The organism is Kitasatospora sp. NPDC001159, from assembly GCF_053598235.1.
In genome coordinates this window covers 1-11386 of sequence record NZ_JBSFJV010000155.1, presented here as the reverse complement: position 1 = coordinate 11386, position 11386 = coordinate 1, and the positions used below count along the sequence as shown (strand labels likewise).

Here is an 11386-nt window from a genome sequence, read left to right as displayed (position 1 = left end):
GCAGACGTTGAGCCGCTTCGGCGTCCGCCCAATCACAGCGCGCACCGTCTGGATGTTGGGGTTCCAACGACGGGGGGTACGGCGGTGAGAGTGGGCAAGGGGCGCGAGCCCCTTTCTCGTTTGGCTTCAAACAAGATAGGCGGATCAAAGGGGCCGGTCAATGCCTATCCACATGGATAGATTTACAGCCCGAACCCCTTGCGGCGACGGGCGCCCCTGCTTACCGTTTGATGTCAAATGACCACCTCCCCTTCCCCGGGCCCACGAAGCTGGGAGGTGCCCCACCGCCCGTCCGAGGAGATTCGCCCGTGAGCGCATCCGACACCCCCGACGTCCGGCAGCACATGGACCGCCTGGAGGCCGAGGGCATCGACGTGGTCCGGGTGATCTACCCAGACCTGATCGGCACCGACCGGGGCCGCGACGTCCTACACGGCCACCTGCCGTCGGCCGCCGAGCACGGCCTGGCCTTCTGCCGCGCCGTCTACCACACCACTCCCCGGGGCGGTGTGGTCCCGGTCGCGGGCGGCCTGGACGCCGGGCTGCCCGACGTCTCCGTCCACCCCGACCTGGACACCGTCCACGCCCTCCCATGGGAACCCGGCGTCGCCTGGTGCCTGGGCGACGCGACCGACCCCGCGACCGGCACCCATTCCCCCGAGTCGCCGCGCGACCTGCTGCGCACGGTCCTTGCCCGCTGCGCCGATGCCGGGCTGCGGCCCGTCGTCGGTCCCGAACTGGAGTACTTCCTGCTCGACGAAGCCCCCGGTTCTCCGGCCGGGTGGCGCCGCTACTCGCAGGCCGTCGACGGCGTCGTCTACACCGCGGGGCTGCGCGCCGACCCCGACAACCATCTGCTGCGCACGCTGCGGCAGGTGCGCGACCTGGGCATCGGCGTCGTCAGCGGAAACCACGAGTTCGACGCCGGCCAGTTCGAGATCAACCTGACCCACTCCGGTGCCCTGGACGCCGCCGACCGGGCCTTCCTCTTCAAGGCCGCCGTCAAGGAACTGGCCCGGCGCGAGGGCCGGCTCGCCACCTTCATGGCCAAGCCGTTCAACGACGCGGGCGGCTCCGGTTTCCACCTGCACTTCTCCTGCCAGGACGAGGACGGCCGCAACGTCTTCGCCGCCCCCGCCGCCCCCGCCGCCCCCTTCGGCCTCTCGGACACCGGCCGCCACGCCATCGCCGGCATCCTGGCCCACGCCCCGGCACTGGCCGCGCTGCTCAATCCGACCGTCAACTCCTACAAGCGGTTCGGTCCGAACACCCTCGCCCCCTGGCTCATCGACTGGGGCCTGGACAACCGCAGCGCCATGGTCCGCATCCCGCCCGAGCGCGGCTCCGGCGCCCGCCTCGAACTGCGCCTCGGCGACGCCAGCGCCAATCCGTACCTCGCCATCGCCGCCCTCACCGCCGCCGCCCTGCTCGGCGTCCAGGAAGCCCAGGAGCCGCCCGCACCGCTGGAGGGCTACGGCTACGACCCCGAGAAGTCCCGGATGCTGCCGATGAGCCTGCCCGCCGCGCTCGACGCGCTGGAGGCCGACACCGCGCTGGTGGACGTCCTCGGCAAATCCTTCACCGACTCCTTCCTCGGTTACAAGCGCGACGAGGTCGCCCGTTTCCACCGGCACGTCACTGACTGGGAGTTCGCCGAGTACTCCTACCACCTCTGACCGATCCGCAGCACTCCCTGGAGAACCCATGCCGAACCCGTTCGACCCCATGCCGCTGGACGAGGTCGACCTCGCCGACACCGACAAGTTCCTCGACGGGGTCACCCCTTGGCGGATGTTCCACACCCTCCGCCACGAGGACCCGGTCCACTGGCAGCCCGAGCCCGAGCCCAACCACGGCTTCTGGGCCGTCACCCGCCACGAGGACATCGCCCGGGTGGACCGCGACGCCGAGACCTTCACCTCCACGAAGTTCGTCAACCTCGAAGAGGTCGACGAGGACCAGATCAAGAAGCGCGCCTCCATCCTGGAGATGGACGGCGTCCGCCACCGCGCGATTCGCAGCCTGCTCCAGCGCCAGTTCGGCCAGGGAGTCATCAATCAGTACGCCGACTTCCTGCGCGGCCTGACCGCGAAGACCCTCGACGCCGCCCTTGCCAAGGGCAGCTTCGACTTCGTCAAGGAGGTCTCCGCCGACTTCCCCATCAACGTCCTCGCCCGGCTGCTGGACGTTCCCCCGGAGGACAACCAGCGGCTCATCGACTGGGGCAACCGGATCATCGGCAACACCGACCCCGACTACGCCGATGTCCTGCTCGACAGCGAGGAGAGCGAGAAGTACCGCGACCTGCCGTTCCGCTCCCCCGCCTCGCTCGAAGTCTTCGAGTACGGCCGCGAACTCGCCCGGCAGCGCCGCGGCGGCACCGGCAGCGACCTGGTGTCCCGGCTCGTCAACGAGACACCGCGGGACGGCGTTCCGCTGTCCGCACAGGACTTCGACAACTACTTCCTGCTACTGGTGGTGGCCGGGAACGAGACCACACGACACACCATCTCCCACTCGATGCTGGCCCTCATGCAGCACCCCGAGCAGTTGGCCCGCCTGCAGGCCGACCCCTCGCTGATCACCACCGCAGTCGAGGAGTTCCTGCGCTGGGCCTCCCCGGTCTACCACTTCCGTCGCACCGCAACCCGCGACGTCGATCTCGGCGGCAAGCGGATCAGGGAGGGCGACAAGGTCGTCATGTGGTACGCCTCCGGCAACCGCGACGAGAAGGTCTTCGGCAACCCCTACGACCTCGACGTCGCCCGGCAGAACAACGACCACGTCAGCTTCGGCAAGGGCAGCCCGCATCTGTGCCTCGGAAACCTGTTGGCCCGCACCGAGATCCGCATCATGTTCGAGGAACTGATCCCCCGCCTCGCGAGCATCCGCCTGGCCGGGGACGTCCCCCGGGTCCGCTCCAACTTCGTCAACGGCATCAAGAAGCTGCCGGTCGAGGTCACCCTCGCCTGACGGTTCGACCGCGGGGCGACCGGCACGTGTGCGTCCCCGGATGAACAGGACGCCAGACCCGCAGGTTCCTGCGCAGCGCGCAGCTGTGCTCGACGACGCGGCGGTGTCGCCCATCCAGGTGCTGGCGAATCATGGCGTACTGCTCAGGGCGCTCACTCGGGCGACGTGACCAGCTGGTCTTCGAAGGCGTCTACGTCCCGCCCAGTCGCTCATCGTACGCGTCCATGGCCCAAACTGATTCTCCGTCAGGACTTCCGGGATCCCGTTTAGGTTCAGAAGCGTGCTGTGAGACTAATCACCTGCACGCTCGATCATTTTGCCCCGGTTTGCCCCCGCGGCACCTTCTGACGTGCCCTTAAAGTGAGCCGTCAAGAACCCCGAGTCGTCCGGGCGCCTGCCGCGCCTCACGGACGCGTGCGACGGATGCCGGGGTGTTTCCTTTCGCCTTCCACCGACTTTCGAAATCCCCGTTGCGCGAGGAGCCGACATGACCAATCCGTTCGAGGACCCGGACGCCGAGTACCTGGTGCTGGTCAACGCAGAGGGCCAGTACTCGCTGTGGCCGGCGTTCGCCGAGGTGCCGGCAGGATGGGACACGGTGTTCGGCACGGCCGGGCGCGCGGCCTGCCTCGAGCACATCGAGCAGCACTGGACCGACATGCGCCCGCAGAGCCTGGTCGCGGCCATGGCGGCGGCCGCGGACGGCGCCGGCAGCTGACCCGGGCCGGCTGACGGGTGCTCCACCACGACTGAGAACCCGCAGCCACCTCCCTTGACCGGCCGGACCACCGTTGGCTCCTGGGGACTGATCAGGAGCGGTTCGGCTGGGCCGTCCACCCGGAACCGGCCCCGGGCGCACTCGTCCCCCGGTGTCATCAACCCGCTGGCGACGGACCTCCTGACGCGAGGTCCGGCCCGGCATCCATTGCCGACCTGGCGACGCGGGCTCGGCCGGGGACAACCGGGAGCCCCCTGAACCATCACCCCGGTGGAGCAGGGGCCCTGACGCCGGCACCGAGCCCTGCGGGCCGGATCGCGCCGGCCGACTGCGCGAGCACGTCACCAACGTGCGGGCCGGCAGTCAGACATCACTCGAACAGGCTCATGCGTCCTCCTGCGCGCTTCAGCAATGGGCGGTTCAATCCCCTCGACCCCGAAAGGTGCGCACGTGTCCAGCTTCGAGGGCCTCGGCCAGGAACCGCAGAACCTGATGACCGGGCAGCTCGGCCAGTGGTTCGCCCAGCAGTTGGCCCCCGACAGCACGGCGTACCAGGTCGCCGAGTGCATGGAGATCCACGGCTCGGTGGACGCGGTGCTACTCGAGGCCGCAGTGCGGCAGCTGATCGGCGAGGCCGAGGCGACCCGGCTCTGCTTCCGCGAGGTCGACGGGCAGCCGCGCCAGGCCGTCCTGCCCGATCCGGCCCCGGCGCTCGAGGCAGCCGTCGAGGTGGTGGACGTCAGCGGCGCGGACGACCCGTGGGCAGCCGCGCTCACTCGGATGCGCGCGGACCTGGCACAGCCGATGGACCTGGCGCGCGGCCCGCTCTACACCTCGACGCTTTTCCCCGCCGGGCCGGACCGGTTCTTCTGGTTCCATCGGGCGCACCACGTGGCGATCGACGGCTACAGCGGCTTCCTGCTGGCCCAGCGAGGCGCCGAGATCTACACCGCACTGGTCGAGGGCCGGGCGGATACCGGCACGCCGCTGCCCTCGTTCGGCCGGCTGCTGGAGCAGGAGGCGGCCTACCGGGCCGGCGAGCAGTTCGCGAAGGACCGCGCGTTCTGGGCCGAGACCCTGGTCGACCGGCCCGAGGCGGTGAGTCTGAGCGGCCGGTTCGCGCCTGCCTCGGCGGGTTTCCTGCGCCACACCGTGGCGGTGGACCCGGAGACGGCGACCCGGCTGCGGGCGGCGGCCCGGAGGCTGCGCACCGCCCTGCCAGTGCTGGTCACGGCCGCGGCCGCGCTGTACGTCGCGCGGCTGACGGGCACCGCCGAGGTCGTGCTGGGCCTGCCGGTGACCGCCCGGACCAACGACCTGCAGCGCACCGTCCCCGGCATGCTGGCCAACTCGCTGCCGATCCGGATCACGGTGCCGGCGCAGGCGCCGCTGGCCGACCTGGTGCGACTGACCAGCCAGGCCGTCCGCGGCGCGCTGCGGCACCAGCACTACCGGCTGGAGGACATCGGCCGCGACCTGGGCGCGGTCGGCACCGGCGACCGGCTGTTCGGCTCGACGGTCAACGTGATGGCCTTCGCCCAGGAGCTGCGCTTCGGCGGCCACCCCGCCACCGTGCACAACCTGTCCAACGGCGCGGTCGAGGACCTGGACTTCGTCGTCTACGACCGCGGCGAACAGCACGGCTTGCGGCTGTCACTGAACGCCAACCCCGCGGCCTACCAGGACAAGGAGGTGCGGGCGCACACCGAGCGGTTCGCCCGGCTGCTGGAGTCGCTGGCCGAGCTCGACCCTCAGACCCTCGGCGCGCGGATCGGGCTGCTCGACACCGCCGAGCACGACCGGCTCGTCACCGACTGGAACGCCACCGCCACCGAACTGCCGGACGCCACCCTGCCCGAGCTGTTCCAGCGGCAGGCAGCGCGCACGCCCGGCGCGGTGGCGGTGGCGCACGCGGGCACGGAGCTGACGTACGCCGAGCTCGACGCCCGGGCCAACCGCCTGGCCCGGCTGCTGACCGACCGGGGTGTGGGGCCGGAGTCACTGGTCGCCGTGCTGCTGGAACGCTCGCCAAAGCTGGTGGTGGCGCTGCTGGCGGTACTGAAGGCCGGCGGCGCGTACCTGCCGGTCGACCCGGGCAACCCCGCCGAGCGGATCGCCCACCTGCTGGACGACGCCCAGCCCGCGCTCGTGGTCACCTCGCGGGCCTGGGCCGAGGCCGCCGGCGTTCGTCCGCTGGTGCTGGACGACGCCGCGGTGGCACGGGAGCTGGACGCGCTGAGCGGCGACACCGTGCCCCGGGCCGCACTGCTTCCCGCGCACCCCGCCTACGTGATCTACACCTCCGGCTCCACCGGGCGGCCCAAGGGCGTCGTGGTCGAGCACGCCGCGCTGGCCCACTACCTGACCTGGAGCACCAGCTCGTACCCCTCGCTCCGGGGCCGGACGCTGCTGCACTCCTCAGTCGCCTTCGACCTGCCGGTGACCGCCCTGTACGGGCCGCTTATCAGCGGCGGCTGCGTCGAGATCGCGCCGCTGGAGACGGGCGCGCGGCACGGCCAGGCGCCGGTCACCTTCCTCAAGGGCACCCCGAGCCATCTTCCGCTGCTCGCAGCACTGCCCGACGGCTACTCGCCGATCGGTGAACTCGTGCTGGGTGGTGAGCAGTTGCTGGGCGAGGCGGTCAACTCCTGGCGGATTGCCCGGCCGCAGGCCACGGTGGTGAACGAGTACGGTCCGACCGAGGCCACGGTCGGCTGCCTGGAGTACCGACTGGCACCCGGCGCCACCGCACTGCCCGGGGCCGTGCCGATAGGCCGGCCGATCGCCAACACCCGGGTGTACGTGCTGGATTCGACGCTGCACCCGGCGCCGGTGGGCTGCTCGGGCGAGCTGTACCTTGCGGGCGTCCAGCTGGCCCGGGGCTACCTGGGCCAGGCCGGGCTGACGGCCGAGCGGTTCGTCGCCTGCCCGTTCGGGGAACCGGGCGAGCGCATGTACCGCACCGGCGACCTGGTGCGGTGGCGCGCCGACGGCCAGCTGGAGTACCTCGGCCGCACCGACGACCAGGTGAAGGTCCGCGGGTTCCGGATCGAACTCGGCGAGGTGGAGGCCGCGCTGGCCGGCCACCCGGAGGTCGCGCAGGCGGCGGTCGTGGTGCGCGAGGACCTGCCCGGGGACCGCCGGCTGGTCGGCTACGTGGTGCCGGGCCCTGCCGCCGCCGAACTCGACGGCGCCGCGGTGCGGGCGCACTCGGGCGGCTTGCTGCCCGGGCACATGGTGCCCTCGGCCGTCGTGGTCCTCGACGCGCTGCCGCTGACCGCGAACGGCAAGTTGGACCGCCGCGCGCTGCCCGCCCCGGAGTTCTGCAGCACCGGCCGGGCGCCCGCCACCGAGCGCGAGCAGCTGCTCGCCGAGTTGTTCGCCGAGGTGCTCGGGCTGCCCGAAGTCGGCGTCGAGGACAGCTTCTTCGAACTGGGCGGGCACTCGCTGCTCGCCGTCGCCCTGGTGGAGCGGGCCCGGGCCCGCGGGGTGAGCCTGGACGTGCGCACGCTCTTCACCGCGCCCACCGTCGCCGCGCTGGCCGCCGCGACCGGCCGGGCCCCGGTAGCGGTCCCGGCGAACCTTATACCCGCCGGCGCCACCGAGCTCAACCCGGCGATGCTGCCGCTGGTCGAGCTCACCGCCGCCGAGCTCGACCGGATCACCGCCGCGGTGCCCGGCGGTGCCGCGAACATCGCCGACATCTACCCGCTGGCCCCGCTGCAGGAGGGCATGCTCTTCCACCACCTGCTCGGCGAGGGCGAGGGCGACGGCGAGGGCCGCAGCGGCGCCGCGAACGCCTACGTGTTCTCCGCGGTGCTGCGATTCGCCGGCCGGGAGCGGGTGGAGGCTTTCCTGGCCGCGCTGCGGCAGGTGATCGACCGCCACGACGCGCTGCGGACCATGTTCGTCTGGCGGGGGCTACCGGAGCCGGTCCAGGTGGTGCTGCGGAACGCGCCGCTGACGGTCCACGAACTCGACCACGACGGCTGCGTCGAGCCCGACGCGGACCCGGTGGCCCGGCTGCTGGCGGCCGGCCCGGCCGGCGTCGACCCCGGCCGGGCGCCGCTGCTGCACCTCCACCTCGCCGCCGAACCCGGCAGCGACGGTTGGCTGTTGCTGCTGCGCATGCACCACCTGGTCACCGACCACAGAACGCTTGAGATCCTGCTCGACGAGGTCCGCACCTTGCTCGACGGGCACGGCGCCGAGCTGCCCGCCGCCACGCCGTACCGCGACTTCGTCGCCCAGGCCCGGCTCGGCGTCCCCGCCGCCGAACACCGCGCGTACTTCACCCGCCTGCTCGGCGACGTCACCGAACCCACTGCTCCGTACGGCCGGTTGGACCTCCGGGCGGCCGCCGGCGGCAGCGCGGAGAGCAGCCTGCCGCTGGATCCGCGGACCGCCGCCCGGCTGCGCGCGGCCGCCCGGCGGCTCGGCGTGAGCCCGGCGGTGCTCTTCCACCTGGCCTGGGCCCGGGTGGTGGCCGCCACGACGGGACGGCAGGAGGTGGTCTTCGGCACCGTCCTGGTCGGCCGACTGCAGGCCGGACGCGCCGCCGACCGGGCGCTCGGCCTGTTCCTCAACACGCTGCCGGTGCGGGTGGCCACCACGACCGGCGCCGCCGATGCGGTCCGGGCGCTGCAGGTGCAGCTCGCCGACCTGCTCGACCACGAGCACGCGCCGCTCGCCCTGGCCCAGGCGGCGAGCGGGGTCGCAGCGCCGGCGCCGCTCTTCACCAGCCTGCTCAACTACCGCCACCGCTCCGCCGCCGCGCCGCTGCCCGGCGCCACGCTGGCCGGGTTCGCCGGGACGGAGCTGCTGTACGCCCGGGAGCAGGGCAGCTTCCCGCTGGCCCTGACGGTCGACGACACCGGCGGCGGCTTCGTGCTCACCATCCAGGCCACCGCGGCGATCGACCCGCGGGCCGTGGCCGCGCTGGTGAGCACCGCCGCCGCACGGCTGGCCGACGTGCTCGACAGCGCCCCGGACACTCCGCTGCACCGTCTCGACGTCCTCGACTCGCCGACCAGGCGCCGAGTGCTGACCGACTGGAACCACACCGCCCCCGTACCGGACGCCCCTGTACCGCAGCTGATCCAGGCGCGGGCGGGCCGCACACCGGACGCCACGGCAATCGTCCAGCCCGGCGGACTCGGCTCTGGTGACATTGAGTTGAGCTACGCCGAGGTCAACGCCCGGGCCAACCGGCTGGCCCGGCTGCTGATCGCGCGCGGGGCCGGTCCGGAGCGGCTGGTCGGCGTCGCCATGCGGCGCTCGGCCGACCTGGTCGTCGCCCTGCTCGCCGTGCTCAAGAGCGGCGCCGCCTATCTCCCCGTCGATCCGGCCCACCCCGCCGAGCGGGTCGCCCATCTGCTGGCGGACGCGGCGCCGGCGCTGGTCGTCACCGACCTGGTCAGCCTGGGCGCCGTCCAGCACGGGGCGGTGCTGGTGCTCGACGCGCCCGAGACCCGCGCGGCCCTGGCCGGGCTGGACCCGGACGACCTGACGGACGCCGAGCGCACCTCCCCGCTGCTGCCGGCGCACCCCGCGTACGTCATCTACACCTCGGGCTCGACCGGCCGTCCCAAGGGCGTCACCATCACCCACTCTGCGCTGGCCTGCTTCACCGCGGCCATGGCGGAGCACGTCGCGCTGACCGAGGCCGACCGCCTGCTGGCGGTGACCACGGTGGCCTTCGACATCCATGTGCTGGAGCTGTACCTGCCGCTGCTGGTCGGCGCCCGTGTCGTGCTGGCCGACGAGGCCGCCGTCCGCGAGCCGGCCGCGCTGGCCGGCCTGGTCGAGCGGATGGGGGTGACGGTCATGCAGGCGACGCCCGCGCTCTGGCAGACCCTGTTGACCGCGCACGCCGAGCAGCTGCGCGGGGTGCGCGTCCTCACTGGCGGCGAGGCGCTGCCCGCCGCCCTCGCCCAGCGGATCGCGCGGACGGCCACGGCGGCCGTAAACCTGTACGGCCCGACGGAGGCCACGGTCTGGGCGACCGTCGCCGATCTCGGCTCCGGGCCCCAGCCCGGGACCGACGGCGCGCCGCCGATCGGCCGCCCGCTCGCGAACACCCGTGCCTACGTGCTTGATCCGGCGTTGCAGCCAGCCCCGCTGGGCGTGCCCGGCGAGCTGTACCTGGCCGGTGCCCAGCTGGCCCGCGGCTACCTGGGCCGGGCCGGCCTGACCGCCGAGCGCTTCGTCGCCTGCCCGTTCGGAGCGCCGGGCCATGGGCCCCTCCTGCCCGATGGCGGGCAAGGAGGGCGCATGTACCGCACCGGCGACCTGGCCCGCTGGACGGCGGACGGGGTGCTGGAGTACCTCGGCCGGGCGGACGACCAGGTGAAGATCCGCGGGTTTCGGATCGAACTCGGCGAGGTGGAGGCCGCGTTGGCTGCCCATCCGGAGGTCGCACAGGCCGCGGTGGCCGTTCGGGAGGACACTCCGGGTGACCGCCGGCTGGTCGGGTACGCCGTTGCCGCCCCGGCGGTCGATGCTGCCGGGATCCGCGCGTTCGTGCGGGAGCGGCTGCCCGAGTACATGGTCCCGGCCGCCGTCGTGCTGCTCGACGCGCTGCCGCTGACGCCCAACGGGAAGCTCGACCGGCGTGCCCTGCCCGCCCCGGAGTACGCCGGCGCGGCCGGCGGCCGGGCTGCGACCTCGGTGCGGGAGGAGGTGCTGGCCGCGCTGTTCGCGGAGGTGCTCGGACTGCCGCGGATCGGCATGGACGACTCGTTCTTCGACCTCGGCGGACACTCCCTGCTGGCCACCCGCCTGGTCAGCCGCATCCGCGGTGCCCTCGGCGCCGAACTGCCGATCCGCGCGCTCTTCGAAGCCCCCACCGTCGCCGCCCTCGCCGCTCGCCTGGAGGGGGCCGCACCGGCCCGCCCGGCGCTGACCGCCGTACCGCGGCCCACCGTGCTGCCGCTGTCGCCCGCCCAGCGCCGCCTGTGGTTCCTCAACCGGCTTGAGGGCCCCGGCGCCACCTACAACATCCCGGTCGTCCTGCGTCTGACCGGCATCCTGGACCACGCCGCGCTGGCGGAGGCACTGCGCGACGTGCTGCGCCGCCACGAGGCCCTGCGCACGGTCTTCCCCGCCACCGACGGCGAGCCGCACCAGCACATCCTCAACCCCGACACACTCGGCAACCCGCTCACCGTCGAGGACGCCGCCGGCTGGGACGAGCGCGTGCTGGCCGAGGCCGTGGCCGGCGCGGCCGCGCACGGCTTCGACCTCGCCACCGAACTACCGTTGCACGCCACGCTGTTCACGGCCGCCGCCGACGAGCACGTGCTCGTGCTGGTGGTGCACCACATCGCCGCCGACGGCTGGTCGATGGCTCCCTTCGGCCGCGACCTCGCTCAGGCCTACACCGCCCGCGTCACCACCGGCGACGCCCCTGCTTGGGCCGAACTCCCCGTCCAGTACGCCGACTTCACCCTCTGGCAGCACCAGCTCCTCGGCGACGCCGCTGACCCGACCGCCCTGCAGTGCCAGCAGCTGACCTACTGGCGGTCGGCCCTGGCCGGCCTGCCGGAAGAACTCGCACTGCCCACCGACCACCCCCGCCCCGCCACCGCTTCCCACCACGGCGCCAGCGTCCCCCTCGAGATCCCCGCCACCCTGCACCGCGACCTCACCGCACTCGCCCGCACCCACGGCGCGACCCTGCACATGGTCCTGCAA

The 11386-nt window shown here is 72.9% G+C and carries 4 protein-coding genes and 1 pseudogene; 4 read left to right on the top strand and 1 reads right to left on the bottom strand.

Annotation, left to right across the window (positions count from 1 at the left end; genetic code table 11):
• Positions 1-99 (bottom strand): annotated as a pseudogene (locus ACWC9T_RS38585) (large ribosomal subunit protein bL28); the annotation flags it as partial.
• A gap of 209 nt (positions 100-308) precedes the next feature.
• Between ACWC9T_RS38585 and ACWC9T_RS38580 the strand changes: the two are divergent.
• The 4 genes from ACWC9T_RS38580 to ACWC9T_RS38565 all read left to right on the top strand — a co-directional run.
• Positions 309-1676, top strand: a complete 1368-nt coding sequence (locus tag ACWC9T_RS38580) for a glutamine synthetase family protein (RefSeq protein WP_449825708.1) — start codon at positions 309-311, stop codon at positions 1674-1676.
• A 28-nt stretch (positions 1677-1704) separates the two neighbouring features.
• Positions 1705-2973 (top strand): cytochrome P450, encoded by a 1269-nt coding sequence (locus tag ACWC9T_RS38575; protein WP_449825707.1) that lies wholly within the window; start codon positions 1705-1707, stop codon positions 2971-2973.
• Between the two features lie 487 nt (positions 2974-3460).
• On the top strand, positions 3461-3691 hold the full coding sequence (locus tag ACWC9T_RS38570) for an MbtH family protein (RefSeq protein WP_449825706.1): 231 nt from the start codon (positions 3461-3463) through the stop codon (positions 3689-3691).
• 450 nt (positions 3692-4141) lie between these two features.
• Positions 4142-11386 (top strand): amino acid adenylation domain-containing protein (locus tag ACWC9T_RS38565; RefSeq protein ID WP_449825705.1); only part of this gene is annotated, 7245 nt, incomplete at its 3' end.